We start from the raw sequence: 24,409 nt of genomic DNA, 5'->3' as shown, positions 1-24,409 counted from the left end.
TATCGCCCCCAAGTTCAAGATCATATCGGGGCGACAACTATTCTGACGCAGGGGGCTTCAGCCATTCGGTGGTGGCGTAGCTCCAGAGACCGTTGAGGTTGCCCAGGACGGCATCAAGCTTGGCCAATCCATGCTGAACCAGGACTTCCCGCCGTAGTTGAAACTCCAGCCGCCAGACGTGTTCGCCCTCTTTCCAGCCCGCCTCTTCCCACAGGGCCAGAAGATAGTTCGCCCCGATCTTGGCCGCCTGCAACAGCTTGTAATACAGCCGTGCCGAGATGACACCGCCACGACCCACGACCCAGCCGGTGAAGATGCTGTTCTCGGAATAGGCATCGATTCCACCGCCGCGAGTAACCCAGGCTTCCCGGTCCCATTCCTTCGTACCTGACCAAACGAAATCGAGATAGCAATCGATGCGGCTGACGTTAGCGGGTTCGCCAGGAGTAATCAGCGCTTCGATCAAGGCTTGCAGGGCCGCTGCCGCTTTCTCCGGGCCGACATGGGCCAGATAGCCGCTGCTGATCTTCACATAGGCGGCAGGGAGCTTGGTCGAGCGGGAGAGCTGGATACGGAAGGCATTGTCTTCAAGGAGAAAGGCGAAGCCTCTGGAGGCCATGCTCTTGACCTCGAAGAGGTGGTCTCCGATGGGATATTGGGCGCGGCTCTGTTCTTCAAGATCAGACGATTGCGCCAGGAGCTTGAGGACCGTCAGACGTTCATTGACGATAGGCAGCAGTTCGCCGGGATAGGAGAGATACAGACTATCGATTCCCCAGCGGAGGGCCTTGAAATACTCAGGATTGCAGTTATTGGATGCTGTGTTACTAGGCTGCGCATCCAGTTCCGCCCCACCACCGCCTCCGGCCGCGCGCTGCGCGCTGCGGGCGGGGGACGGCGGCGGGGCGGGTTCTTGGGGTTGCTGATCAGTGACAGGTTTGCCTGTGTTCTGGCTGGGTTTGGATTTCATATCCGTTCCTTTCGGAATGCCAGGCATGCCGATTTGGCTTCCTGGTACGGATATGGATTGAATAGATCAGAACGACATCATGCGGGTAGCAAATTTCAGGGGTTTTGGCTAACAGCCTTTTGCTTCATGAACTGATAGGTGAACTGCCGAAGACTATTCTTTACGTCGCCTTCTCCGGCCTCATTGCGAACCAAGTTCAATTGCCCGTGAAAAAGCGAGTAGAGATCGTCGGCAGTCAGCTTTGGAGCACCAGATTCGTGCAAGACCTGGAGAACGAGACGCATGTCCTGGTAAGTCTTCTGCTCCCGCTTGGTGAAATTCCCAGCCATCGCCCGCCTCACTTTGCCGAGAAACTTTCCATCGTCGAGCATAACGGCGCGACTGATACGAGGAATGACTGAGGGGCATCCCAATACTGTTGGATCAATCTTCACGGCTGATAGCAGAGCTTTGTCGGCCATTGGGTCATCGCTCCGTACCAACGCAATCAGCTCGTTCATATACAGTCCGAACGTCAGCAGACAGCGCAGGGATCGAAGGGTCGACTCCGCATAGGCAAGGAAGTGTGCCAGGTGTGGGCGCAAAGCCGCAGCTTCCTCCTCACTCGGCTCGTATTCATTATCCTGGATCGCCTGAACAATAGAGGCCATCGCCTGAATCTGATTCGGTGACTCAGCCAAGGACTTGAGTTCATCCAGCATACCGAAGGCAATCATACCGCTAGCAAAATGCTGGGGAGCAGGTTGCTCGTACAGGTGACACCAAGCCGCTTTGGGATAGTCAGGAGAAAAAATCTTGTCCTGTTTTTGCTGGAGAAGCTCTCGCGCTTCTTCTCCCTCCTGGAACAGCAACGGCACCAGAGCAATGAGCATGGACAGGTCAGCGGAGGATAGTTTTCCAAGTTGCATAAGATGTCTAAGGTATAGAATTGGCCGACAAGGCTTGTTGAGCCTGGCGGGCTCAACAAATGCTGGCTGCGCTACAGCAACGGGCGAGGGAATAATGCTACTGACAAAAATTCAAATTGCAAACTTTCGGTCTATCAAAGATCTAACTCTTACTCCTAATGGGTACTCCACTCATGTGTTAGTTGGCATGAATGAGTCCGGTAAGTCTAGCGTCTTGCGCGCGTTATCAATGCTGTCCCCAGAGTACCCTGTCTCACCAAGTGATGTCCGGATTGAGCGTCCCGACGACGACCCAATTAGTGACGCTTATGTAAGATTTGTCTTCAAACTTGATGAAGATAGCAAACAGGCTATTTACGAACACGTCGCCAGTAAATTCCACCCCGACCAGTTAGCAATCCCGCTTTTTACTGACGGCAAGAAGTCGTACACGCTCAGTCAGTTTTGCAATAGCAGGAACGAGGGGCTGTACATCGCTGACCTAACAAATAGCAGTAAGAGCGCCTCATATTGGGGGCTCCCAGCGACATGGACAGTATTGCCAAATTGGTACATGGTTCCTGCACCTCAACAAGTCTTGCCGATCTCATCAACTAACGTTGACGGCGCCTCGATTACGATTACTGGAGCCGACTTTATCTATTCGACATCTTCTCAATCTGCGCTGTCAGCGCCAAAGCCTGCTGAGCTTCTAAAGTTGGTTGGAACTCAGATCATGGACGTTGTAAACAGAATGTTGCCTAAATGCATATTCTGGCAATACAAAGAAGCGAATCTTTTACCTGGACAGGTTAACGTGACGACTTTTGCCGCCAATCCGGACACCTGTATTCCGCTTCGCAGCATGTTCGAGTTGGCTGGCTACTCGGTTAGCGAGATCGCGGGTGTAATTGCCAATGCACGAAGTAAAGCACCTCACTATTACACCAACCTGCTCAACAGAGTCGCCGCAGCTGCAACAGCGCACATACGAGATATCTGGAGCGAATACGCTACGCTGACCATAGACTTGACGAAAAACGGAGACCTTATTGAGCCAACTGTAAAAGACAAGCAGCTTCCAGTTGCTTTTAGCAATCGCAGTGACGGTTTCAAACGTTTCGTTAGCTTCCTTTTACTTATATCGGCGAAAGTTCGCACTGATGACCTACGAGACACTCTCATTCTTGTAGATGAACCGGAGATCGCGTTACATCCTTCCGGAGCACGAAACCTGCGAGATGAATTAATTGAGGTAGGTAAGTCGAACTATGTTTTCTTCTCTACTCACTCAATCTTCATGATCGATCGGGAACAGATTGACCGGCACATAATCGTCGAAAAGAAGAATGAAATCACCGAATGCCGAACCGCGTCAAAATCGCTGATCCAAGATGAAGAGGTGTTATTCAATGCCATAGGATTCTCGATGTTTGAAGTTCTTCATCCACGAAACGTCATCTTTGAGGGTTGGAGAGACAAGCTTCTTTTCAAGGTGGCTATTGCGAAACGCGGTCCAGCTCATAAGGAACTGAGAGAAAGCTTGGGGTTAACCCATGCTGAGGGTGTTAAAGATGTAAAGCATCTAACGAGATTTTTGGAGCTTGGGAATCGGGGATGCTTGATCATCACAGATGCAGACAATGTCGCAAAGCAACATAAAAAGATCTATACGGAAGACCGCGGATATGGCACATGGGCTACCTACGAAGACATCCCTGGCCTTCTCAGAAAATACATTACAGCCGAAGACTTCCTAGTGAATAATTATCTCGTCGAGACAGCAAACTCAGTAAGGACTGACTACCCTGCGCTCCCAATTTTCACGGCAGATCAACTCGTAAATCCAGGGGGAAAACTTAAAGCTATTCAGCAGTGGATTGACGGGGCCAATACTGACCTAACGCAACAAATCGCAGACCGTATAAAGAATGAGTTGTTCGACGAGAAGTTAAGCCATCAATTGATCATCGACGACTATAAATTTGTAGTCGATTTTGTACAAAGGCATTTTGGTCTGGGTGCAGAAGAATGATCGGCTATCCACCGCTGGAACATTTAATGACGCGCGCAGAATCGAGTTCTTAGAAACACGCCTAGCTCTAGTACCTCAACCCTTCTAGGCGGCATTCGGAGGGATCGCAATGTCACCAACTCGGCCATGCCTTTACTCAACATGAGCGCACCGACGAACCGCCATGCACAACTATTGGAGCGGGTCGCTTCGCATTGGTCATTTGCCGGGGCAACGGCAGCCATGGGTGCATTTGCCGGCCTGTTGGGGTCTGTCTATACCGCAGAGATCAAGAACGCGTTCCCGTTTGGTTGGTGGCCGGATGACCCCGTCGTTTGGGTAGCCGTTAGTTTCTGGGCTTCTCTAGTGGGATTCGGAATCATGTTTGGCTTAAACATCCGGGGCCAAGCCCGGGCGGCAGAACGCCAGATAGATAGGTTGCGTGACGAGACTCGGGTCTTGGAAGGTTTGGTCCGAACGTTGCCGCCCGAGAACTTTCTTGAGCGATTCCAGAGTGTTCTGGAAGAGACTTATACATCGGTCCTGCAATCACGACAGCAGGGCCCTGATCAGCAACGCCTCGTCGACGAGATCCAAACAAACGTTGGGGCCATAGCATTTCTAGCGAGAATGTTCGATGGCGACCACGAAGGTGCTATCTACTCCGCGAACATAATGTTGTACAAGCCAATGACTGAACTCAAGGATGATGAGCTGGCTCGGCTGGAGGGGGCCATTCAATTCTTAGGCGAGGAACATCTAGTACTTCGAGAGAGCTTGTCTGGCCTACTTGTGCTTAATCCGTCGCTAGCCATGTCTGCGAATGCAAAAACCCGCTATCAAGATGCAAATATGCCACAGCTTGTCTTGCCAGTACCCTCTCCGGACCGTCGTTGTTATGGAGCATATTCTGGAGTCCTGCCTGGGGCCCCTGAGGCTTTTTTGAATCCAGATGGACTAAGTGCGTACATGAACACGGACAGTCTTGCCGAATACTGTCGCGACCAAAAGCTCTTCCATCCGCGGGTCGCCGATGAGTTACAGACTTACTTCAACACCCCACCGGGAAACGCTGTGAAGAGCTTCTTTTCCATTAGTATTCCGAATCCTGAAACATTCCGTCTAGGCTCATCCTGTGAGCCTATGGGAGTATTAAATATTCATTCGAATAAGACTGATATGCTCGGCGAAAGAGAGATTACTATGTTCTTGCCTCTAGTTCGCCCCTTCGTACTGTGGATAGCAACCTTAGTAGAGCAACTGAAGGTGATTCAAGCAGCCTCTTTACCAAGTCCAAGTCCCGCGAACCCATCACAGGAGGCCAATAAATGAAAAAGGACTCTAAGCAAACAGCCCAACCCCTTCTTACTGTTCTGACCCGGATGGACACGAGTTCGCGCGCGCGAACTAGCGAATATTCGCTTTCCAGGAAGGGCGATCACCTTCTTGTGACCCGACGCCAGTCAGAGTCAATGCCCGATAACAAAAAGAAGGTCGCATGAAGTTTTTCCCAGCAATGAACAAGATGTAGGAGCAGTTGGCGTGTGCTGGCAAGTGAGGGCGGGCCAATACATTGATTTAACTACATTTTAGTCGAGCTCTTAATCCGTAGGTCGAGTGTTCGAGCCACTCACAACCCACCAAATCTCAGGCCGAATCAACTAATTAGTTGATTCGGCTTTTTCTTTTCCCGATCAGCCGGCGGCAATCGCCAGGCCGAGCAGCAGGAACAGCAAGCCGCGCAAGCCGCCCCAGCGGCAAAGTCGGGCGCGCAGAGCCTTATGCCACGTCCCCTGAACCCCCGGTCGCAACCAGACCGGCAGCAGGTGGGAAGCGGCGCCGCTCACCAGCGGCAGCAGAAAAGCGATGACAAAACCGGCCACGGCGGGTCGCGCCGGCAGCCAGCCGGCGCCATGTGCGGCACCGAACGCCAGCAGGGCCAGCAAGCCGAACGCCGCCGCTGCCAGCGAGGGCGCTGCACCGTGCAGTTTCAGCAAAGCAAGGCCGAACAGCGACTGCCAGGCGCGCAGCATGCGCAGTACGACAACGCCATAAAGTGCCGTACCCAGCAGCGCAAGGCCTGGTCCCGCCATCGCGACGGGCGTCGGCAGCAGTGAGGAAACGCCGAGCGCTATCAGCAGAGCCCCGGTCGCCGCCCACTTGAGGTCGCGGCGCAGACGCATCGCGGCATCGGGGTCAGGCTGCCCCAGGCAGGTCGGCAGCAGCACCTGCAAGGTGCCGAGGGCGGTAAGCCCGACAAAGCCGAGCAGATTGGCATGCAGGTGAAACAGGCGCAGGCCGCTGCGCTGGGCGGGAAACCAGGGCATCAGCACAACCGCCAGCAATGCCAGGAACAGAAAGCCGAGCGCGGCCAGATACCAGTCCAGTCCCCGATGACGCGGACCGAACATGCGGCGCGCACGGTCCAGGGTCCAGCCGCCAAGCGCCAGTGCGGCGAGCGCGCCCAGCGCTGCCGCCAGGCCGAGGCTGATCGGCGAAAAATCCGTGGCGAAAGCAAACACTGCGAGTACCCCGCCGGTCCACGCCAGCAAGGGCGGCCATGCCGCCGCAAGACCGGTCGCGCCACTGCGCGTCAGCACCGGGACAAAGTAAGTCATTGCGGCCAGGATCAGCGGCAGCACCCCCAGTGCGAAGGCCAGATGGGCCGCCAGCTGCGGCGTGCCCAGGCCGGCAATCAACATTGCGCCCGCGCCCAACAGCGCAAGCAGGGCGGCGATGGCCAGCAGTGGCAGCAGGGAGATGGCAGGCATGGGCGGATTGTAATGGCCATGGCAGCGTGCGACACTCGCGCCCCATGTCATCCACCCACATCCCACGTGCCGGGCTCGTCCTGCTCGGTCTGCTTTCCCTTGGCTGGGGCTTCAACTGGCCGATCATGAAAGTCGTCATCTCTGAGATTCCGCTGCTGATGTTCCGCGGCGACAGCATCTTGCTGGCTGCCGTCGGGCTGTTCGGCATCGCCTGGTTTTCCGGGCAGTCCCTGCAAGTTCCGGCCGGTCGCTGGCGCCAGTTGCTGGCCATGGCTTCGTGCAACATCATGGGCTGGAACATGTTCGCCATCTACGGTGTCAGCCTGCTGCCTTCCGGGCGGGCGGCAATCCTCGGTTACACCATGCCGATCTGGAGCGCCTTGCTCTCGGTCTGGTTCCTTCATGAACCTCTTACCCGGCGCCGGCTGATCGGTCTGGCGCTTGGCATGGGCGGTATGGCGCTGCTGATCGGCACGGAGTTCGAGAAACTCGGCAGCGCGCCGACCGGAGTGATCCTGATGCTGATTGCCGCGATTTTCTGGGCCGGCGGATTGGTGATCTACAAGCGGAATCCGCTGCCCATGCCCATCACTTCGCTGACAGCCTGGCAGGCCCTGCTCGGCGGGATACCCATCGCGCTGACGGGTCATGCGCTGGAAAGCGTCGAATGGGGCCGCGTCAGCTTCTGGCCGATGTTCGGCTTCTGGTACAACGTCTTCATCGGCCTGCTGTTCTGCTACTGGGCGTGGAACAAACTGGTGCAGATGGTGCCGGCCGCCGTTTCCTCGCTAGGTTCGCTGATCGTTCCGGTGGTCGGGGTTTTCAGCGGCATGGTCATCCTCGACGAAGCTCCGCGCTGGCAGGACTTCGCCGCCCTGGTGCTGGTTCTGACGGCCATCGCGACGGTGTTGTTGCCGCCGCGGCAGGGCGTTTGACCGCGCGCAAGTTGCTGCGCGCCGGTTTCGGGCACAATTACAGGATGCTCAATGTTTCGGGTCTTGCCTGTTCGCGCGGTGAACGCCGCCTGTTCACCGACGTCGGATTCTCTCTCGACCCGGGTGAGTGGCTGCATGTGCAGGGCGAAAACGGCGCCGGCAAGACCAGCCTGATGCGCCTTTTGGTCGGGCTTTCCCCGGCAGACGCAGGAGAAATACGCTGGCGCAACGAACCGACGCCCTCCGCCGAGTTCCGCCGCGACCTGATCTACCTCGGACACCATGCCGCGGTCAAGGAAGACCTGACTCCGCTGGAGAATCTGCTGCTGGCCGCGGCGCTGGACGGTGTCGGGCTCGATGAGCGCACGGCGCTGGCGGCCCTGGTCCGGCTCGGCCTGCGCGGTCGCGAGGACTTGCCGGTGCGCGTACTTTCGGCCGGCCAGAAGCGGCGCGTATTGCTGGCGCGACTGCTGACGCGCCCGGCGGTGATCTGGGTGCTCGACGAAGCCTTCAATGCGCTCGATGTGGCCGCGGTTCGCTTGCTCGGCGACCTGATCGCCGAGCATCTGGCGGCGGGCGGGATGGCGGTGCTGACCAGCCACCAGCCGCTACCCGTGCCGGGCGGCAAGGCTCTGGTGCTATGAACGCCTTTCTCGCCACGGTGCGCCGCGATTTGCTGTTGGCGCTGCGGCGCAAGAGCGAGGTGCTGACGGCGGTGTTCTTTTTCGTCATCGTCACCAGCCTGTTTCCTCTCGGCATCGGGCCGGAACCGGTACTGCTGAAGAAAATTGCGCCAGGTATCCTGTGGGTCGCCGCGCTGCTGGCAACCCTGCTAGGTTTGCCGCGTTTGTTTTCTGCCGATCATGTGGATGGCACTCTTGAGCAGATGGCCTTGTCGCCGTCTCCCTTGGGGCTGCTGGTTGCCGGTAAAATACTGGCGCACTGGCTATTGTGCGGTTTGCCGCTGGTGTTGCTGGCACCGATACTTGGCCTGCAGTTCGATCTCGATGCCTCGACTCTGGGCATCCTGACCTTGGCGCTGCTGTTGGGGACGCCGTTGCTGTCGCTGATCGGCGCGATAGGCGCCGCGCTGACGCTGGGCGTGCGTGGCGGCGGCGTGCTGCTGGCGCTGCTGGTACTGCCGCTGTACATTCCGGCCCTGATCTTCGGCGCCGGCGCGGTGGAAGCGCATAGTGCCGGACTTGGCGCGGGAGGGCATCTGTCCCTGCTGGCGGCGATGCTGGCGCTGGCTGGTTTTTTTGCGCCGTGGGCGACCACGGCCGCTTTGAGGGTTGCATTGGAGTGAGACAGTCGATTATTCAGTGGTTCAGGTTTGCCAGTCCGCAGAGTTTCTATCCTCTGGCGGGACGCATGATTCCATGGTTCTGGGCCGCGGCAATCATCTTCGGCATTGGCGGACTTTGGATCTCCTTCTTCGTCGCACCGACCGATGCGCAACAGGGCGAAGGCTATCGGATCATCTTCGTGCATGTGCCGGCCTCATGGATGTCGATGTTCATCTACCTGGTCATGGCCTTCTGGGCCGGTCTCGGATTGGCGCTCAACACGCGGGTGTCGGGCATGATGGCGCAGGCACTGGCGCCTACCGGGGCCCTGATGGCAGCACTGTCCCTATGGACCGGCGTCCTTTGGGGCAAGCCGATGTGGGGCGCCTGGTGGGTATGGGATGCGCGCCTGACCTCGGAACTGATCCTGTTCTTCCTCTATCTGGGCTTCATGGCGCTGCAGGCGGCGATCGATGATCCGCGCCGCGCCGACAAGGCCGGGGCGATCCTGGCACTGGTCGGCGTGGTCAATATCCCCATCATTTATTTCTCGGTGAAGTGGTGGAATACCCTGCACCAGGGGTCCACGATCAATCTCAACAAGGCGCCGTCGATGGCGCAGACCATGCTCTGGGGCATGCTGTTGATGGCCCTGGCTTTCTGGATGTATTCGATTGCCGTGGCGCTGATGCGGGTGCGCGCCATCATCCTCGAACGCGAGCGACACACGGAATGGGTCAAGCATGCAGTGGAATAGCGTCGGTGAATTCTTCGCCATGGGCGGTTACGCCCTGTATGTCTGGGGCAGCTTCGGTGCCTGCGCGCTGTTGATGATCGCGGAACCTTTTCTGGCCAAGCGGCGTCTTAGCGACGTTCGCAAGAGTTTGGCCCGCGAACGACTCGCCGACGAACTCGAACTCCAACAGAAAAATTCATGAAACCCAGACAAAAACGCATCGCCCTGATCTTGGGCGGCCTTGCCTCGCTGGCCGTCGCCGCCGTGCTGACGCTGAACGCGCTCGACAGCAACATCGCGCTCTACGTCACGCCGACCGAGGTGATCGCCGGCAAGGTGCCACAGGGCAAGGCCTTCCGCATCGGCGGCCTGGTCAAGGAAGGCTCGATCAAGCGCCAGGACATGACGGTGCATTTCGTCATTACCGACACGGCCAAGGAGATTCCGGTGGCTTACACCGGCATCCTTCCCGACCTGTTCCGTGACGGCAAGGGTGCGGTGGTGCAGGGCAGGCTGGGCGGCGACGGCATCTTTGCCGCCACCGAAGTCCTGGCCAAGCATGATGAAAATTACATGCCGCCGGAAGCCCAGCACGCGCTCGACCAGGCGCAGAAAGCCCAGAATCCGACGGTAGCCCCGACGGCAGCCCAGACGGCTGCCAAGTGAGCTCGGTAGTTTCGCTGCCGGCTCTTCGGGAGCGCTGTGAAAACCGGGTTGCGACGCGGCGGGCGCAAGCAAATCACTTGTCGCCGGGGTTCCGGCAGGCCATAAACCAGGTACAGAAAAGTCATGACTCCTGAGCTCGGACACTTCGCCCTCATCCTCGCCTTCGTGGTTTCGATCGTGCAAGGAGTGCTGCCGCTGGTCGGCGCCCAGCGCGGGCAGCAGCACTGGATCGCGCTGGCGCGACCGGCGGCGCAGACGCAGTTCGCGCTGATCGCCATCTCTTTCGCCTGTCTGGCGCAGAGCTTTCTCGCCAATGATTTCTCGGTGAGTTATGTCGCCGGCCATTCCAACAGCCAGTTGCCGACCCTCTATCGTTTCTCGGCCGTCTGGGGCGGCCACGAAGGTTCCCTGCTGCTGTGGGTGCTGATGCTGGCAGGATGGGGCGCCGCGGTCTCGCTGGCCTCGCGTCAGTTGCCGGAAGTCATGGTGGCGCGCGTGCTGGCGGTGCTGGGCCTGGTCGGCATCGGCCTGCTGGCCTTTGTCCTGTTCACCTCGAATCCCTTCGAACGCCTGTTACCGGCGGCTGCGGAAGGCCGCGACCTCAACCCGCTGTTGCAGGACCCGGGCCTGGTGTTTCATCCGCCGATGCTCTACATGGGCTACGTCGGATTTTCGGTCGCCTTTGCCTTCGCCATCGCGGCGCTGATTTCGGGCCGGCTGGATGCGGCCTGGGCGCGCTGGTCGCGGCCGTGGACCACCGCAGCCTGGGTCTTCCTCACGCTGGGCATCGCGCTCGGCAGCTGGTGGGCCTATTACGAACTGGGCTGGGGCGGCTGGTGGTTCTGGGACCCCGTGGAGAATGCCTCCTTCATGCCCTGGCTGGTGGGTACGGCGCTGATTCATTCGCTGGCCGTGACCGAAAAGCGCGGCGCCTTCAAGAACTGGACGGTGCTGCTGGCGATCGCGGCGTTTTCGCTGTCCCTGCTCGGCACCTTCCTGGTCCGCTCCGGCGTGCTGACCTCGGTCCATGCCTTCGCTTCCGACCCGCGCCGCGGTATCTTCATCCTGGCCCTGCTGGTGGTGGTGGTCGGCAGTTCGCTGGCGCTGTTCGCCTGGCGCGCGCCCAAGGTCAGCGCCGGCGGCAGTTTCGGGCTGGTGTCGCGCGAAACCATGCTGCTGATGAACAACGTGCTGCTGCTGGTGGCCACCGGCAGCGTGCTGCTCGGCACGCTGTACCCGCTGCTGATCGATGCACTCGGCATGGGCAAGCTGTCGGTCGGCCCGCCTTATTTCAACGCGGTCTTCGTGCCGGTCATGGTGCCGCTGCTGCTGCTGATGGCGGTGGGTCCCCTGGCAAACTGGAAGCATGCCGATCTCAAGGCGATTGCGCGCCGGCTGCGGGTCAGCATGGCGTTGGCCGTGATCGCCGGCATCGCCCTGCCGCTGCTGATGGGGGTGTGGACGCCGCTCACCGCGCTGAGCTCCCTGCTGGCAGTCTGGATCACCGCCAGCGGCGTGTTCCAGATTCTCGACCGCGTCAAGACCGGCAGGCCGCCGGCGGCGTTCTGGGGCATGCAGATCGCACACCTGGGCATCGCCGTGTTCGTGATCGGGGTCGCCATGGTCGGCGGCTATCAGGAGGAGAAGGACGTGCGCATGGAGCCGGGCGATACGGTCCAGGTGGGCGGCTACGGCTTCCGCCTGATCGGCGTGAAGGCCGCTCCCGGCCCGAACTACCGCGCCTCGGTAGGCACCGTGGAATTGTCCAAGGACGGCCGCGTACTGAAGACCATGCATCCGGAGAAGCGCCAGTATTTCTCGTCGCAGATGCCGATGACCGAAGCCGCCATCGACGCCGGCTTCACGCGCGACGTGTATGTCTCGCTCGGCGAGCCGCTCGACAATACGGGCGCCTGGAGCGTGCGGGTCTATTACAAGCCCTTCGTCGACTGGGTCTGGGGCGGTTGCCTGCTGATGGGCCTGGGCGGTGTCATCGCCATGCTCGATCGGCGTTACCGCCTGCGCCTCAAGGTCGGGGCCGCTGCAGGCATTCCGGCCGGAGTCGCGGCATGAAGCGCTTCCTGATTCCGCTGGGGGTGTTCGTGGTGCTGGTGGTCTTCCTCGCCGTCGGCCTGACCCTGAACCCGCGCGACGTGCCCTCGCCGCTGAAGGACAAGCCGGCGCCCGCGTTCACGCTGCCGCAACTGGCGGCGGCCGGCAAGATTTTTTCGCCGGCCGACATGAAGGGCAGGGTCTGGTTGTTCAACGTCTGGGCCTCGTGGTGCGTTTCCTGCCGCCAGGAACATCCGCTGCTGGTGGCGTTCGCGAAAGAAGGCAAGGTGCCCGTGGTCGGCCTGAACTACAAGGACCAGGAGACCGACGCGAAAGGCTGGCTGGCGCAGTTCGGCGATCCCTATGTCCTGTCGGCGGTCGACGCCGACGGCCGCGTCGGCATCGATTACGGCGTCTATGGCGTGCCGGAAACCTATGTGATCGACAAGGCCGGCATGATCCGCATGAAGCACACCGGTCCGATCACCCCGGAATCGCTGCAGAAGCAGATCCTGCCCCTGGTCGCGGAGTTGTCGAAATGAAGCCCGTGGCATCGTTGGCGATGAAGCTCCTTCGAGGCGGAGGGCGCAGAGGCGCAGGGAACGCAGAGGAAAGGCCTGGCCGGAAAGAAGCGGGTTTTCTCCGCGCCCTCCGCGCCTCTGCGCACTCTGCGTTGCAAACGTTTGGTCTCGTGGCCTGTTGCGCCATCATTTCCGCGGGCGCGGCGATGGCCAAGGAGGCGGCGCCGATGGCAGCCGACCTCGAAGTGGAAAAGCGCATGGTGGCGATCAGCGAGGAGTTGCGCTGCCTGGTTTGCCAGAACGAATCGCTGTCCGGCTCGCATGCCGAACTGGCGCAGGACCTGCGCCGCGAGATTCGCAAAATGATCGCCGAAGGCAAGACCGACAAGGAAATCCTCGACTTCATGGTCGACCGCTACGGCGATTTCGTGCGCTACCGGCCGCCGATGAAACCGACCACCTGGCTGTTGTGGGGCGGGCCTTTCCTGTTCCTGGCGGGCGGCCTCGCCGCACTGATTGCATTCCTGCGGCGCCGCGCCAAGGATAATGCCGCGCCAGCACTTTCCGATGAAGAGCGTCGCCGCGCCGCGACCTTGCTGGACCAAACCAAACCATGAGCTACTTTTACCTTGCCGCGGCGACGCTGGTCGTCGTCGCCCTCGTGTTGCTGTTGCGGCCGTGGTGGCCGGTTTCCCGCCGTATCGCCAGCGCCAACTCTCTGCCGGCGCTGAATGCCGCCATCCACCGCGACCGCCTGGCCGAACTCGAGCGCGACCGCAACAATGGCGTGCTGTCGGCTGACGATCTCGCCGAGGCGCGCGAGGAATTGCAGCGGCAACTGCTCGACGATACCGCCGCCACCGAAGTTTCGGCGGTCGATGGCTTCAGCCGCCGGAGCGGTATCGCGCTGGCCATCGTGCTGCCGCTGCTCGCCGGCGGACTCTATGCCCTGCTCGGCAGCCCGGCGGCGGTGCTGCCCGTGGCGGTGCAGACGCAGCGCGCCTCGGCCGACATGGAACAGCTCGCCGCCAAGCTGGCGCAGAAACTGGAGCAGAACCCCGACAATCCCGAGGGTTGGGCCATGCTGGCGCGCTCCTACAAGGCGCTGGGCCGCTGGGACGATGCCGAGCGCGCCTTCGGCCGCGTCGGACCCGAGCTCAACAAGAATGCCGATCTGCTCGCCGAAGTGGCGGAACTGCTGGTGCAGAAGAACAATGGCTTCAATCCGCGTTCGCGCGAGTTGATTCAACAGTCCCTGCGCCTTGAGCCGGACAACATGCTGGCCCTGTTCCTTGGCGGCGGTGAGGCGCTCGACGGCGGACGCCACGCCGAGGCCGCGGCGCTCTGGGAGCGGCTGCTGCCCCAGCTCGAACCCGGCAGCGAAGATGCGCGCATGGTCGAATCCAGCATCGCCATGGCGCGCGGGCGCAGCGGCGGCGCTCCGTCCAGGCCTGCCAAGGCGGATGTCGTGGCGGGCGCCGTGATGCCGCAGGACGAGGTGCATAAGGGTGTGGCCAAGGCAGCAACCGGCGCGGCCCCCGGCAAGCCGCCGGCGAGTGCGGCGGCGAGCGCCGTCAGCGGTCGCGTCGAGCTCGCCGCCGCCTTGAAGGGCAAGGCGAATCCGGAAGACGTGGTGTTCATTTTTGCCCGCGCCGTCGATGGCCCGCGCATGCCGCTCGCGGCCAAGCGCGTGCGCGCAGCCGATTTGCCGCTGGATTTCACTCTTGACGACAGTCAAGCGGTGATGCCGGGGGCCAATCTCTCGTCGGCCCAGCAGGTGCGCATCGAAGTGCGCATCTCGAAATCCGGCATGGCCACGCCGGGCAAGGGTGACCTCAGCGGCAAGAGTGCCGCGGTGAAGCCTGGGGCCAAGGGTTTGCGCATCGTGATCGACCAGATCGATTCCTGACCGGCCTGCCCGCAGGCGGCAGGCCTGCCTGATCAGTTCAATGAATTGCCATAGGCGAAAGCTCTATGGCAATTTTTATTTGGACGTCTTTCCGGTTGATACGAATCAAGGTAACTGCACCCCGCAGGCCTAGGATGCTGCGTGTGCACAAGACCTTATCAATTTGGTGGTTATTGAGGCACGGCGTCCAAATCGGCAGCGCCAGGCTGTGCCGACCGTCCGGAGTCATGCAATGAATATTTCCAGCGCCATCATCCACGCCCGTCCCGGCGACGTGGCGATCGTTCAGGCGGGCCTGACCTCGCTGGCCGGGGTAGAGATACATGCCGTCTCGCCGGAAGGCAAATTGATCGTGACTATCGTCACCGAGGATGACGGCAGCAATGTCGCCACCTATGAGCTTATCGGCCAGCTCGACGGCGTGATGTCGGCGGCCATGGTCTATCACCAAACCGAATCTGAGCCAGACAAGGAGATCTGAAATGAAATTGACGCGACGTGAATTCATCAAGACCAATGCCATCGCAGCGGCAGCCACCACGGCGGGCATCAGCATCCCCGGCGTGGCGATGGCCGCAATGCCGCAGAGCCAGGACGGCGTGCGCTGGGACAAAGGGGTCTGCCGCTACTGCGGCACCGGCTGCGGCGTGCTGGTCGGCGTCAAGGACGGCCGCGTGGTGGCCACCCAGGGCGATCCCGATGCGCCGGTCAACAAGGGTCTCAACTGCGTCAAGGGCTATTTCCTGTCGAAAATCATGTACGGCAAGGACCGCCTGACCCAGCCGCTGCTGCGCATGAAGGACGGCAAGTTCGACAAGAACGGCGAATTCGCCCCGATCTCCTGGGACGCCGCTTTCGACATCATGGCGGAGAAGGTCAAGGCCACGCTGAAGGAACCCACTCAGGGCGCGCGCGGCGTCGCCATGTTCGGCTCCGGCCAATGGACCGTGTTCGAGGGCTACGCCGCCGTCAAGCTGATGAAAGCCGGCTTCCGCTCCAACAGCATCGACCCGAATGCGCGCCACTGCATGGCCTCGGCCGTGGTCGGCTTCATGCGCAGCTTCGGTATCGACGAACCGATGGGCTGCTACGACGACTTCGAGCACGCCGACGCCTTCGTGCTGTGGGGCTCGAACATGGCCGAGATGCACCCGATCCTCTGGTCGCGCATCACCAACCGCCGCCTCACCGCGCCGCACGTCAAGATCCACGTGTTGTCGACCTTCTCGCATCGCACCTGCGAACTGGCCGACAACGAGCTGATCTTCAAGCCGCAGTCGGACCTGGCGATCCTCAACTACATCTGCAACTACATCATCCAGAACAACGCGGTGAACAAGGACTTCGTCGCCAAGCACGTCAATTTCGCCAAGGGCGTCACCGACATCGGCTACGGCCTGCGGCCGAACCACCCGCTGGAACAGGCAGCGGGCAACAATGGCTACCCCGGCCCGGACGGCAAGCCCAAGGGCAATCCGATGGCGGCCAAGCCGATCACCTTCGACGAGTTCGCCAAGTTCGTTTCCGAATACACGCTGGACAAGGCGCACGAGATTTCCGGTGTGCCGAAGGACAAGCTGGAGGCGCTGGCCAAGGCCTATGCCGATCCGAAGACCAAGGTGACCTCCACCTGGACCATGGGCTTCAACCAGCACACGCGCGGCTCCTGGGCCAACAACATGATCTACAACGTGCACCTGCTGGTGGGCAAGATCTCCGAGCCGGGCAACAGCCCGTTCTCGCTGACCGGCCAGCCCTCCGCCTGCGGCACGGCGCGCGAAGTCGGCACTTTCGCCCATCGCCTGCCGGCCGACATGGTGGTGATGAATCCGAAGCACCGCGAACTCAGCGAGAAGCTCTGGAAGCTGCCTGCCGGCGTGATTCCGGACTGGGTCGGCTACCACGCCGTACTGCAAAGCCGCATGCTCAAGGACGGTAAGATCGGCTTCTACTGGACCTCGACCACCAACAACATGCAGGCCGGTCCCAACATCAATGGCGAAATCTATCCGGGCTGGCGCAATCCCAAGGCCTTTGTCGTCGTCTCCGATGTCTATCCGACGGTGTCGGCCATGGCGGCCGACCTGATCCTGCCCAGCGCGATGTGGATGGAGAAGGAAGGCATGTACGGCAATGCCGAACGGCGCGGCCAGATGTGGCGCCAGCAGGTCAAGGCGCCGGGCGATTCCAAGTCGGACCTCTGGCAGTACATGGAGTTTTCCAAGCGCTTCAAGGTCGAGGAGGTGTGGCCGGCCGAAATCATCGCCAAGCAGCCTGACCTGAAGGGCAAGACGCTGTACGACGTGCTCTATGCCAATGGCCAGGTCAACAAGTTCGCCAAGACCGAGACCGCGACGGTCAATGCCCACGCCTGGGCCGGCTACACCAATGACGAGTCCGACACTTTCGGCTACTACGTGCAGAAAGGCCTGTTCGAGGAGTATGCGAGTTTTGGCCGCGGCCATGCCCACGACCTGGCGTCCTTCGACACCTATCACAAGGCGCGCGGCCTGCGCTGGCCGGTGGTCGATGGCAAGGAGACCCTGTGGCGTTTCCGCGAGGGCTACGATCCCTATGTGAAGAAGGGCGAGAGCGTGCGCTTCTATGGCCACCCGGACGGCAAGGCGAAGATATTCGCACTGCCCTATCAACCGGCGGCCGAAATGCCGGACAAGGAATATGACCTCTGGCTGTGCACCGGCCGCGTGCTGGAGCACTGGCATACCGGTTCGATGACGCGCCGCGCGCCCGAGCTGTACAAGGCCTTCCCCGATGCCGTGGTGTTCATGCATCCGAAGGACGCCGAAAAGCGCGGCCTCAAGCGCAACGACGTGGTCAAGGTCAGCAGCCGTCGCGGCGAAATCCAGTTGCGGGTGGACACCAAGGGCCGCAACAAGCCGCCGGAGGGGCTGATCTTCATTCCCTTCTTCGACGAGAGCCGCCTGGTCAACAAGCTCACCCTGGATGCCACTTGTCCGCTGTCGAAAGAGACGGACTTCAAGAAGTGCGCGGCCAAGGTGGTCAAGGCCTGAATGCGCTGACGGATGAGTTGAGAGATGAGTTGAGAGAGATGCGCGGGGAGTGACAAGCGTTTTGCGCTCCCCGCCTAGGGATCATGGACAACGAGACCAAGCCCAGTGCCGCGGCGCGGCGCCAGTTCCTCGCCGACACCGCGCGCATGGCCTGTGGCGTCGGCCTGCTGGGGCTCGGCGTCGGACTCTACGCACGGCATGCCAAGGCACTGCCGCCGGCGGCCATCCGGCCGCCGGGTGCGCTGCCGGAAGCCGAGTTCTCGGCCGCCTGCATCCGTTGCGGCATGTGCGTGCGCGACTGTCCCTTCGACATCCTGCATCTGGCCAAACCCGAAGAACCGATGTCCACCGGCACGCCCTACTTCGTCGCGCGCCAACTGCCTTGCGAAATGTGCGAGGACATTCCCTGCGTGAAGGCCTGTCCGACCGGCGCGCTGGACCACTCCTTGAAGGACATCAACAAGTCGAAGATGGGGCTCGCGGTGCTGGTCGACCACGAGACCTGCCTGAATTTCCTCGGCCTGCGCTGCGACATCTGCTACCGCGTCTGTCCGGTGATCGACAAGGCGATCACGCTCGACCCGCAATCCAACGCCCGCACCGGCAAGCACACGCTGTTCATTCCGACGGTGCATTCCGAGCACTGCACGGGTTGCGGCAAGTGCGAAAAAGCCTGTCCCACCGAGGTGGCATCGATCAAGGTGTTGCCGCTCTACATGGCCAAGGGGCAACTGAGTTCGCACTACCGCCTGGGTTGGGTGGAAAAGGAAAAAGCCGGCGGCAGCCTGGTGGCGCCGGAAGTCGAACACAAGTACAACATGCCCGAGGGCATGCAATATGAGCACGGCAAGGGCCTTTCGGCGAATCCCGGCGCCGTACCGCCAGCGCCAACTCCTGCCAAACCCGTCGCATTGCCCAAGGCATTGCAGGGGAACAAGCTGTGAACGCTGTTCTGAAAACCTCGCCCGCTCGTCCCGGTGCCGAAGCCACCGCCGTGAAAGGCTGGCTGGCCGCACACAAATGGCTGATCCTGCGTCGCGGCAGCCAGTTCGGCATCCTGCTGCTGTTCCTGGTCGGGCCGTGGTTCGGTCTCTGGATCGTCAAGGGCAACCTCAACTTCAGCTACACGCTGAACGTCCTGCCGCTCGCCGATCCCTATGTCATCCTGCAGTCGCTGCTGGCGCGCCAGGTGCCGGAAAAACTCGCATTGACCGGGGCGGCCATCGTACTGCTGTTCTACCTGCTGGTCGGCGGACGCGCTTACTGCTCCTGGGTCTGCCCGGTGAACCTGCTGACCGATTTCGCTTATTGGCTGCGCGTGCGGCTCGGGCTCAAGGGCAGCGCGCACATCAGCCGGCCGACCCGCTACTGGATGCTGGGCATGACCCTGGTGGTCGCCGCGGCGACCGGCAGCATCGCCTGGGAAATGCTCAATCCGGTATCGATGCTGCATCGCGGACTGTTCTTCGGTCTCGGCCTGGCCTGGGCGGTGCTGCTCGCCGTGTTCCTGTTCGATCTGTTCGTCATGCGCCACGGCTGGTGCGGTCACCTCTGCCCGGTCGGCGCGTTCTACAGCCTGATCGGCAAGTTCTCGCTGACACGAATCAAATTGCCGGCCCGCGCCGCCTGCAACGACTGCATGGACTGCTTCGCCGTCTGTCCGGAGCCGCAGGTGATTCGTCCTGCGCTGAAGGCCATCGCCGGCGCGCCGCCGGTGATTCTCGAAGCCAACTGCACCAACTGCGGCCGCTGCATCGATGTCTGCTCGAAGGATGTGTTCGCCTTCGGCACCCGCTTCAACACTACCGTCGCACCCGTAAGCGGCGTCGCTCAAGCGGCGCCGAAGTGATCAACCATCAATCTCGTCTGGGGAGTCCATCATGAAGAAAACCGTCACCATCCTTCTCGCATCGCTGCTGACCGTCATCGTGGGTTGCGCCAGCTACGAGCCCCTGGTTTCCATGCGCGGGGCCGATGTTGCCGCGCCTGACGCGGCACCCGAGGCCAAGGCCTACGCCGGCAAGCGGCCGGGCACGCAACCGGTCGTGGCGCGCACCTTCAGCACCCAGCCGCCGGTGATCCCGCATGCGGTGGATAACTTCGACGAGGTGACGCTCACCGAAAACCAGTGCCTGGACTGCCACGGCCCGGCCAACTACGTGAAGAAGAATTCGCCGAAGCTGGGCGACAGCCATTTCGTCGCCGCGACCAAGGCTTTCGATTCATCGCGCCATGTCTGCACCAGTTGCCATGTCGCCCAGATCGATGCGCCGGCGCTGGTCGAGAACCGTTTCATCGGCAACATCAAGTAAGGCTGATCGCAGCAACCGGGCAGGGCGCCACGCAGGCGCCGCAACCCGTGCATAAAGCAGTATTGACCTCGGCGATCGGCGGCCCGCCGAGGCGCGGGCTGAAGCGTATCGCCGCCACCGGGCAGTGATCGCCGCAGATCCGGCACTCCACGCCGCGCTGCGCCAGGCAGGTGCTCGCCACTTGCGCCTTGATCGCCCAGGGCCAGATCTGGATGTCGCTGTTCAACAAGGCCTTGTCCTTGCAGGCGGCGGCACAGGCGCCGCAGAAAGTGCATTCGCCGCGCTTGAAATCCACTTCCGGGAATCCGCCGACGATCACGATGATCCGTGTCGGACAAACCGGAACGCATTCGCCGCAGCGGCTGCAGGCATTGACAAACAGCGGCTCGGCCAGCGCCCATGGCGGGCGCTGCGGGGCGGGAGCGGCCTTGAAATTACCGCGCAGGAATTGTCGGCGATTGACCATGCTGGATAGTAGGCTTGTCGAGGGAGCAATTCTGCCTTTGCAAAGCGGGTTGCGCCAGATGGCCGGGCACAAATACACTTGCGCTCATCCTCGCGGCTTGCGGGCCTTGCGCCCGCATGCCGGAACTCCTTGCCCTGCGTCCGGCGCAGCGCCGCGTGCTACCGGAGAACCCCGCATGAATCGCGTTTTGGTCCTGTTCCATCTGCTGGCTGTCATTGTCTGGATCGGCGGCATGTTCTTCGCCCACGTCTGCCTGCGTCCCGTGGCCGCCGCACAGTTGCCGCCGCCGCAGCGCCTGCCGCTGCTGGCTGCGATCCTCGGACGCTTCTTTGTGGTCGTCGGCTGGGCGCTGGCGCTGCTGTGGGGCAGCGGCGTCATCCGTTTTGCGCAGGTCGGCGCGGCGATTCCCGCAAGCTGGCTGGCCATGGCCGGCATTGCCGCTGTCATGACCGTGATCCTGATGCTGATCGTGTTCCGCTTCCACCGCCCGATGGTCGCTGCCGTGGCTGCAAGCGATTGGCCGAAGGCCGGGGCAGCGATGAACGCGATACGCGGATTGGTACTGACGAATCTGCTGCTTGGCGTGCTCACTGTCGCGATCGCGGCGCTGCGCGCCTGACAGTCAGGACCTTCCCGGACGCGGGATACCGGCGCTGCAGTCCGGACCCGAGGCCGGGAACGTTTAGACTTTCCATCCGTCGGACAAATAATTCCCTGACAGCCTTGACTGGAGTTCTGCAATGCCACTGGTACTGGGTGAAAACCTGCGCAACAACGATCTGGCGCGCGAAGCGGCAGCGATCATAGACACCTGCGTGTCATGCGGGCAATGCATGGTCAATTGCCCGACTTTCCGTTTGCTGCAGGACGACTGGGACAGCCCGCGCGGACGCATCAATCTGATGAAGGAAATGCTCGCGGAACAGGCGCCCAGCGCCGACCTCCAGTTGCACCTCGACCGTTGCCTGACCTGCCGCTCCTGCGAGGCCATGTGTCCCGAGGGTGTACGCTTCGGCCGCCTGCTCGACGTCACCCGCGAACTGATCGAACCGGCCGCGCGGCGCCCGCTGCGGGAGCGCCTGCTGCGCCGTGCGCTGCGCGCCGTGGTTCCCTACCGGAGCCGCTTTACCGCGCTGCTGCGCCTCGGCCAGGCGCTGCGTGGTTTTCTGCCTGCCACGCTGCAGGTGAAAGTTCCGCGACCGCGTGCGGCCGGCATATGGCCCGAGCGGACCCACGCGCGGACCATGCTGGTCTGGCAGGGTTGTGTGCAGCCGGCGCTGGCACCGGACATCAATGCGGCGGCGGCGCGCGTGCTGGATCGCTGTGGCATCCGGCTGATTCCGGCACGCGCCAGCTGCTGCGGCGCCCTCAGCCACCACATGGCCGAGCCCGACGAAGCGCTCGCCTTCATGCGCCGCAATATCGACGCCTGCTGGCCGCAGATCGAGGCCGGCGCCGAGGCGATTGTCATGACCGCCAGCGGCTGCGGCGCGCATGTGCGCGACTACGGCGAATTGCTGCGCGACGATCCTGAGTACCGCGACAAGGCACAGCGCTTTTCGGCACTGAGCAAGGATATCGCCGAGGTGGTCGCCGCCGAACGAAACGCAGGCCGCTTGCCGCCGTTGCCACCACAGGCGCCCTCAGCGGACCGGCGCATCGCCTACCAGGCGCCGTGCAGCCTGCAACACGCGCAGAAGCTCAAGGGTGTCGTCGAAGGCTTGCTCAAGCATGCCGGCTACAAGCTGACGCCCGTTGCCTATCCTTTCCTGTGCTGCGGGTCGGCGGGCAGCTATTCGATCCTGCAGCCGGAACTGGCAGCCGGCCTGCGCGCAGCCAAGCTGGAAACCATTTTGTCGACCCGGCCGAAACTCATCGTCACGGCCAACATCGGTTGTCTGACGCACTTGGCGGAAGTATCACCGCTGCCGGTCAAGCACTGGATCGAACTCTTCGACGAAACGCTGGCCGCTGTCGAGGCTACGCAAGCCGCAAGCCGCGCCAACGCTTGAGCGACGCACCATCGAGCAGCAAGTATCCGGCGGCCTCGCCAGTTCAGTCGCGACGATTCACGAGCGCATCGGGCGTACTGCAGGCGGCGGCGCACTCCTGCCCGATCCCAGCAGCGACTTGCGGATTCGCTCCAGCGAGGCCAGCGCGGCCTCCGGGCTCTCATCGAACTGGGCGCGGACGATCGCGCCATCGACGGCCAACGCCAGATCCATTGCCTGCCGCTTGCGTTGCCGCGATGCCGGCAGCAGCTTGCCGATCGCGTCCGCCATGTCCTGTTTGTGGCGTCGCGTGATTTCCATGACTTCGGGCAGGGTTTCGCCGAGTTCGCCGACGCTGTTGATGAAGGCGCAGCCGCGATAATCGCCGTTGCCGAACCATTCGGCCAGGGCGGGTACCAGTGCCTTGCTGTTGCCGCCGTGGCGCTGCAGGGCATCTACGAACCAGGCCATCCAGCGCCGGTGGCGATACTCGAGGAATTCGCGGACGAGTTCGTTCTTGCTCGGGAAGTGGCGGTAAAAGGTCAGCTTGGCAACGCCGGACTCCGCGATCACCCGGTCGATGCCCGTGGCGCGGATGCCGTCGCGATAGAACAACTCATGCGCGGTCAGCAGGATGCGCGCGCGCGCCGGGAACGGTGGGGCCAATGGTCGGTTTAGTCGGTTTGGTCGGTTTGGCGGCGCGCATGCGTGCATTGTAGACAGATCTGTCTACCCTGTATAGACTTCGTGGTGTAGCCGGAACCATCTACCCGAATATCTGCGAGGAGCCGATCATGGAAAGCAAACCCCCCGTGCCGCCGTTCACGCCGGAAAGCGCCGCGCAGAAGGTGCGCATGGCCGAGGATGCCTGGAATACCCGCGACCCGGATCGTGTCGTGCTGGTCTACACCGAGGACACCCGCTGGCGCAACCGCTCCGAATTCCCCGTCGGGCGCGAAGCGGTGCGCCAGTTCCTGGTGCGCAAATGGGCGAAGGAACTCGACTATCGCCTGATCAAGGAACTCTGGGCCTGCGCCGGCAATCGCATCGGTGTGCGTTTCGCCTATGAATGCCACGACGACTCCGGCAACTGGTACCGTGCCTACGGCAACGAGAACTGGGAGTTCAACGAGCAGGGCTTCATGATGCGGCGCTTTGCCAGCATCAACGATCTGCCGATCAAGGAGTCCGAACGGAAATTCTTCTGGCCCCTGGGCCGGCGGCCGGACGATCATCCGGGCTTGAGCGATCTGGGACTTTAGGACCGACAGGCGGGGCCGGATTCAAACCGCGCTGATCGGCGCCTGCGGGAGGGGGTGACGCAGGCGCCGTAGCGCCAGCGCCAACTTTTGTCCCGGCTTCAGGCGCGATCGTACCCGCAAAAGACACAGGGCGTCCCGAGGCCGGGACGCCCTGTGCTTTTCCTTTGGCTAACTACAGGCCGTGCCGGTGCACCTCGCGCAGGCTGTTGCTCATGCGTGCACCGACGAATGCGAGCAGGCGCAGTCCTTCCTGGACGCCGGGATCGCTGATCAGTTTCAGCAAGCCGCCGAGTCCGCCACCCAGGGGAGGGGCAGTCGCCAGTTCGCGGCTTGCCTGGGTGAAAGCATTCGACATGCAGATGATGAAGCGTTGGTTCTCCGGCCGATCGATTTCCCGCAGCAGGTGTGTCAAGCCGTCGTTGCGGGTCAGGCGGTCGAGCAATGAAATACCTTCGGACATGGTCGACGCCAGCCGGTTGACCATGTCGTCCGACATCGCGTCCTGGACCGACGTGACGAGCTGCGCAAACTCGACGAGCCGCTGCAGGTCGTTGTCGTTGAAGGGCGAGGCGGAAGCTGTGGGTGTCTGGGTAGTCATG

Annotated in this window: 26 protein-coding genes; 20 read left to right on the top strand and 6 right to left on the bottom strand. The window is 61.6% G+C overall.

From position 1 onward, the window contains the following. Positions 1 to 37 precede the first annotated feature (37 nt). Entirely contained in the window at positions 38 to 970 is a 933-nt protein-coding gene (locus RMO95_RS00935; RefSeq protein WP_310448705.1) for a hypothetical protein, read from the bottom strand. 95 nt (positions 971 to 1,065) lie between these two features. After that, positions 1,066 to 1,842, bottom strand: coding sequence for a hypothetical protein (locus RMO95_RS00930; RefSeq protein WP_310448704.1), 777 nt, complete (start codon positions 1,840 to 1,842; stop codon positions 1,066 to 1,068). Between RMO95_RS00930 and RMO95_RS00925 the strand changes: the two genes are divergently transcribed. Both RMO95_RS00925 and RMO95_RS00920 read left to right on the top strand, forming a co-directional pair. Further along, positions 1,835 to 3,892: an AAA family ATPase gene (locus tag RMO95_RS00925; protein ID WP_310448703.1), complete on the top strand. Its 2,058-nt coding sequence runs from the start codon at positions 1,835 to 1,837 to the stop codon at positions 3,890 to 3,892. The two genes, RMO95_RS00930 and RMO95_RS00925, sit on opposite strands and share 8 nt — an antisense overlap. Before the next feature lie 141 nt (positions 3,893 to 4,033). After that, the gene (locus tag RMO95_RS00920; RefSeq protein ID WP_310448702.1) at positions 4,034 to 5,203 is read left to right on the top strand and encodes a hypothetical protein; all 1,170 of its coding nucleotides are present in this window, start codon (positions 4,034 to 4,036) and stop codon (positions 5,201 to 5,203) included. Positions 5,204 to 5,565: 362 nt separating this feature from the next. On the opposite strand, the gene RMO95_RS00915 is transcribed toward RMO95_RS00920, so the two are convergent. Further along, entirely contained in the window at positions 5,566 to 6,642 is a 1,077-nt protein-coding gene (locus RMO95_RS00915) for a hypothetical protein (RefSeq protein ID WP_310448701.1), read from the bottom strand. Between the two features lie 44 nt (positions 6,643 to 6,686). On the opposite strand from RMO95_RS00915, the gene RMO95_RS00910 reads away from it, so the two are divergent. The 15 genes from RMO95_RS00910 (at position 6,687) to RMO95_RS00840 (ending at position 20,091) form a co-directional block, all read left to right on the top strand. Next, positions 6,687 to 7,577, top strand: a complete 891-nt coding sequence (locus tag RMO95_RS00910; protein WP_310448700.1) for a DMT family transporter — start codon at positions 6,687 to 6,689, stop codon at positions 7,575 to 7,577. After that, positions 7,574 to 8,221: a cytochrome c biogenesis heme-transporting ATPase CcmA gene (gene ccmA / locus RMO95_RS00905; RefSeq protein ID WP_310448699.1), complete on the top strand. Its 648-nt coding sequence runs from the start codon at positions 7,574 to 7,576 to the stop codon at positions 8,219 to 8,221. The genes RMO95_RS00910 and ccmA overlap by 4 nt, the downstream gene beginning before the upstream one ends. Continuing rightward, positions 8,218 to 8,883, top strand: a complete 666-nt coding sequence (gene ccmB, locus RMO95_RS00900) for a heme exporter protein CcmB (protein ID WP_310448698.1) — start codon at positions 8,218 to 8,220, stop codon at positions 8,881 to 8,883. The genes ccmA and ccmB overlap by 4 nt, the downstream gene beginning before the upstream one ends. Positions 8,884 to 8,948: 65 nt before the next feature. Beyond that, entirely contained in the window at positions 8,949 to 9,620 is a 672-nt protein-coding gene (gene ccmC, locus RMO95_RS00895) for a heme ABC transporter permease CcmC (protein ID WP_310448697.1), read from the top strand. After that, positions 9,607 to 9,801: a heme exporter protein CcmD gene (gene ccmD / locus RMO95_RS00890; protein ID WP_310448696.1), complete on the top strand. Its 195-nt coding sequence runs from the start codon at positions 9,607 to 9,609 to the stop codon at positions 9,799 to 9,801. Before ccmC ends, ccmD begins: the two co-directional genes overlap by 14 nt. Then, positions 9,798 to 10,265: a cytochrome c maturation protein CcmE gene (gene ccmE / locus RMO95_RS00885; RefSeq protein ID WP_310448695.1), complete on the top strand. Its 468-nt coding sequence runs from the start codon at positions 9,798 to 9,800 to the stop codon at positions 10,263 to 10,265. The genes ccmD and ccmE overlap by 4 nt, the downstream gene beginning before the upstream one ends. Positions 10,266 to 10,388: 123 nt before the next feature. Continuing rightward, positions 10,389 to 12,338, top strand: coding sequence for a heme lyase CcmF/NrfE family subunit (locus tag RMO95_RS00880; protein ID WP_310448694.1), 1,950 nt, complete (start codon positions 10,389 to 10,391; stop codon positions 12,336 to 12,338). Next, positions 12,335 to 12,859: a DsbE family thiol:disulfide interchange protein gene (locus RMO95_RS00875; protein WP_310448693.1), complete on the top strand. Its 525-nt coding sequence runs from the start codon at positions 12,335 to 12,337 to the stop codon at positions 12,857 to 12,859. Before RMO95_RS00880 ends, RMO95_RS00875 begins: the two co-directional genes overlap by 4 nt. A 149-nt stretch (positions 12,860 to 13,008) precedes the next feature. Beyond that, positions 13,009 to 13,455: a cytochrome c-type biogenesis protein gene (locus RMO95_RS00870; protein ID WP_310448707.1), complete on the top strand. Its 447-nt coding sequence runs from the start codon at positions 13,009 to 13,011 to the stop codon at positions 13,453 to 13,455. Next, positions 13,452 to 14,747 carry a c-type cytochrome biogenesis protein CcmI gene (ccmI, locus tag RMO95_RS00865; protein ID WP_310448692.1) on the top strand — a complete coding sequence of 432 codons (1,296 nt, stop codon included), beginning with the start codon at positions 13,452 to 13,454 and terminating at the stop codon, positions 14,745 to 14,747. The genes RMO95_RS00870 and ccmI overlap by 4 nt, the downstream gene beginning before the upstream one ends. A 232-nt stretch (positions 14,748 to 14,979) precedes the next feature. Beyond that, positions 14,980 to 15,228: a chaperone NapD gene (locus tag RMO95_RS00860; protein ID WP_310448691.1), complete on the top strand. Its 249-nt coding sequence runs from the start codon at positions 14,980 to 14,982 to the stop codon at positions 15,226 to 15,228. 1 nt (position 15,229) lies between these two features. Beyond that, the gene (napA, locus tag RMO95_RS00855; protein ID WP_310448690.1) at positions 15,230 to 17,779 is read left to right on the top strand and encodes a nitrate reductase catalytic subunit NapA; all 2,550 of its coding nucleotides are present in this window, start codon (positions 15,230 to 15,232) and stop codon (positions 17,777 to 17,779) included. A gap of 83 nt (positions 17,780 to 17,862) precedes the next feature. Further along, entirely contained in the window at positions 17,863 to 18,723 is an 861-nt protein-coding gene (napG, locus tag RMO95_RS00850) for a ferredoxin-type protein NapG (protein WP_310448689.1), read from the top strand. Continuing rightward, on the top strand, positions 18,720 to 19,628 hold the full coding sequence (napH, locus tag RMO95_RS00845) for a quinol dehydrogenase ferredoxin subunit NapH (RefSeq protein ID WP_310448688.1): 909 nt from the start codon (positions 18,720 to 18,722) through the stop codon (positions 19,626 to 19,628). Before napG ends, napH begins: the two co-directional genes overlap by 4 nt. Before the next feature lie 31 nt (positions 19,629 to 19,659). Further along, positions 19,660 to 20,091 carry a nitrate reductase cytochrome c-type subunit gene (locus RMO95_RS00840; RefSeq protein ID WP_310448687.1) on the top strand — a complete coding sequence of 144 codons (432 nt, stop codon included), beginning with the start codon at positions 19,660 to 19,662 and terminating at the stop codon, positions 20,089 to 20,091. Here the strand turns inward: RMO95_RS00840 and napF are convergent. Then, the gene (gene napF / locus RMO95_RS00835; RefSeq protein ID WP_310448686.1) at positions 20,084 to 20,557 is read right to left on the bottom strand and encodes a ferredoxin-type protein NapF; all 474 of its coding nucleotides are present in this window, start codon (positions 20,555 to 20,557) and stop codon (positions 20,084 to 20,086) included. The genes RMO95_RS00840 and napF overlap by 8 nt on opposite strands. 175 nt (positions 20,558 to 20,732) lie before the next feature. On the opposite strand from napF, the gene RMO95_RS00830 reads away from it, so the two are divergent. Further along, positions 20,733 to 21,176 carry a hypothetical protein gene (locus RMO95_RS00830; protein ID WP_310448685.1) on the top strand — a complete coding sequence of 148 codons (444 nt, stop codon included), beginning with the start codon at positions 20,733 to 20,735 and terminating at the stop codon, positions 21,174 to 21,176. 121 nt (positions 21,177 to 21,297) lie between these two features. Then, positions 21,298 to 22,569, top strand: a complete 1,272-nt coding sequence (gene glcF, locus RMO95_RS00825; protein WP_310448684.1) for a glycolate oxidase subunit GlcF — start codon at positions 21,298 to 21,300, stop codon at positions 22,567 to 22,569. Positions 22,570 to 22,626: 57 nt separating this feature from the next. Here the strand turns inward: glcF and RMO95_RS00820 are convergent, their stop codons facing one another. Further along, positions 22,627 to 23,214 (bottom strand): TetR/AcrR family transcriptional regulator, encoded by a 588-nt coding sequence (locus tag RMO95_RS00820; RefSeq protein WP_310448683.1) that lies wholly within the window; start codon positions 23,212 to 23,214, stop codon positions 22,627 to 22,629. A 128-nt stretch (positions 23,215 to 23,342) separates the two neighbouring features. Here RMO95_RS00820 and RMO95_RS00815 point away from each other — a divergent pair, with 128 nt between their 5' ends. Further along, a complete protein-coding gene (locus RMO95_RS00815) occupies positions 23,343 to 23,810 on the top strand; it encodes a nuclear transport factor 2 family protein (RefSeq protein WP_310448682.1) in 468 nt (155 codons plus the stop codon). A 172-nt stretch (positions 23,811 to 23,982) separates the two neighbouring features. Here the strand turns inward: RMO95_RS00815 and RMO95_RS00810 are convergent, their stop codons facing one another. After that, positions 23,983 to 24,408, bottom strand: coding sequence for a hypothetical protein (locus RMO95_RS00810; protein ID WP_310448681.1), 426 nt, complete (start codon positions 24,406 to 24,408; stop codon positions 23,983 to 23,985). Between the last annotated feature and the right edge of the window lies 1 nt (position 24,409).

Source organism: Sulfuritalea sp., assembly GCF_031426875.1.
Classification (GTDB): domain Bacteria; phylum Pseudomonadota; class Gammaproteobacteria; order Burkholderiales; family Rhodocyclaceae; genus Sulfuritalea.
The sequence above is the reverse complement of the archived record's forward strand: the minus strand, read 5'-3'. Positions and strand labels throughout refer to the sequence as shown.

Coding starts and splice junctions, on each gene's coding strand:
- RMO95_RS00935 (WP_310448705.1), bottom strand. CDS start 970: ATGAAATCCAAACCCAGCCAGAACACAGGCAAACCTGTCACTGATCAG.
- RMO95_RS00925 (WP_310448703.1), top strand. CDS start 1,835: ATGAGCATGGACAGGTCAGCGGAGGATAGTTTTCCAAGTTGCATAAGA.
- RMO95_RS00930 (WP_310448704.1), bottom strand. CDS start 1,842: ATGCTCATTGCTCTGGTGCCGTTGCTGTTCCAGGAGGGAGAAGAAGCG.
- RMO95_RS00920 (WP_310448702.1), top strand. CDS start 4,034: ATGAGCGCACCGACGAACCGCCATGCACAACTATTGGAGCGGGTCGCT.
- RMO95_RS00915 (WP_310448701.1), bottom strand. CDS start 6,642: ATGCCTGCCATCTCCCTGCTGCCACTGCTGGCCATCGCCGCCCTGCTT.
- RMO95_RS00910 (WP_310448700.1), top strand. CDS start 6,687: ATGTCATCCACCCACATCCCACGTGCCGGGCTCGTCCTGCTCGGTCTG.
- ccmB (WP_310448698.1), top strand. CDS start 8,218: ATGAACGCCTTTCTCGCCACGGTGCGCCGCGATTTGCTGTTGGCGCTG.
- ccmC (WP_310448697.1), top strand. CDS start 8,949: ATGATTCCATGGTTCTGGGCCGCGGCAATCATCTTCGGCATTGGCGGA.
- ccmD (WP_310448696.1), top strand. CDS start 9,607: ATGCAGTGGAATAGCGTCGGTGAATTCTTCGCCATGGGCGGTTACGCC.
- ccmE (WP_310448695.1), top strand. CDS start 9,798: ATGAAACCCAGACAAAAACGCATCGCCCTGATCTTGGGCGGCCTTGCC.
- RMO95_RS00880 (WP_310448694.1), top strand. CDS start 10,389: ATGACTCCTGAGCTCGGACACTTCGCCCTCATCCTCGCCTTCGTGGTT.
- RMO95_RS00875 (WP_310448693.1), top strand. CDS start 12,335: ATGAAGCGCTTCCTGATTCCGCTGGGGGTGTTCGTGGTGCTGGTGGTC.
- ccmI (WP_310448692.1), top strand. CDS start 13,452: ATGAGCTACTTTTACCTTGCCGCGGCGACGCTGGTCGTCGTCGCCCTC.
- RMO95_RS00860 (WP_310448691.1), top strand. CDS start 14,980: ATGAATATTTCCAGCGCCATCATCCACGCCCGTCCCGGCGACGTGGCG.
- napA (WP_310448690.1), top strand. CDS start 15,230: ATGAAATTGACGCGACGTGAATTCATCAAGACCAATGCCATCGCAGCG.
- napG (WP_310448689.1), top strand. CDS start 17,863: ATGGACAACGAGACCAAGCCCAGTGCCGCGGCGCGGCGCCAGTTCCTC.
- RMO95_RS00840 (WP_310448687.1), top strand. CDS start 19,660: ATGAAGAAAACCGTCACCATCCTTCTCGCATCGCTGCTGACCGTCATC.
- napF (WP_310448686.1), bottom strand. CDS start 20,557: ATGGTCAATCGCCGACAATTCCTGCGCGGTAATTTCAAGGCCGCTCCC.
- RMO95_RS00830 (WP_310448685.1), top strand. CDS start 20,733: ATGAATCGCGTTTTGGTCCTGTTCCATCTGCTGGCTGTCATTGTCTGG.
- glcF (WP_310448684.1), top strand. CDS start 21,298: ATGCCACTGGTACTGGGTGAAAACCTGCGCAACAACGATCTGGCGCGC.
- RMO95_RS00815 (WP_310448682.1), top strand. CDS start 23,343: ATGGAAAGCAAACCCCCCGTGCCGCCGTTCACGCCGGAAAGCGCCGCG.
- RMO95_RS00810 (WP_310448681.1), bottom strand. CDS start 24,408: ATGACTACCCAGACACCCACAGCTTCCGCCTCGCCCTTCAACGACAAC.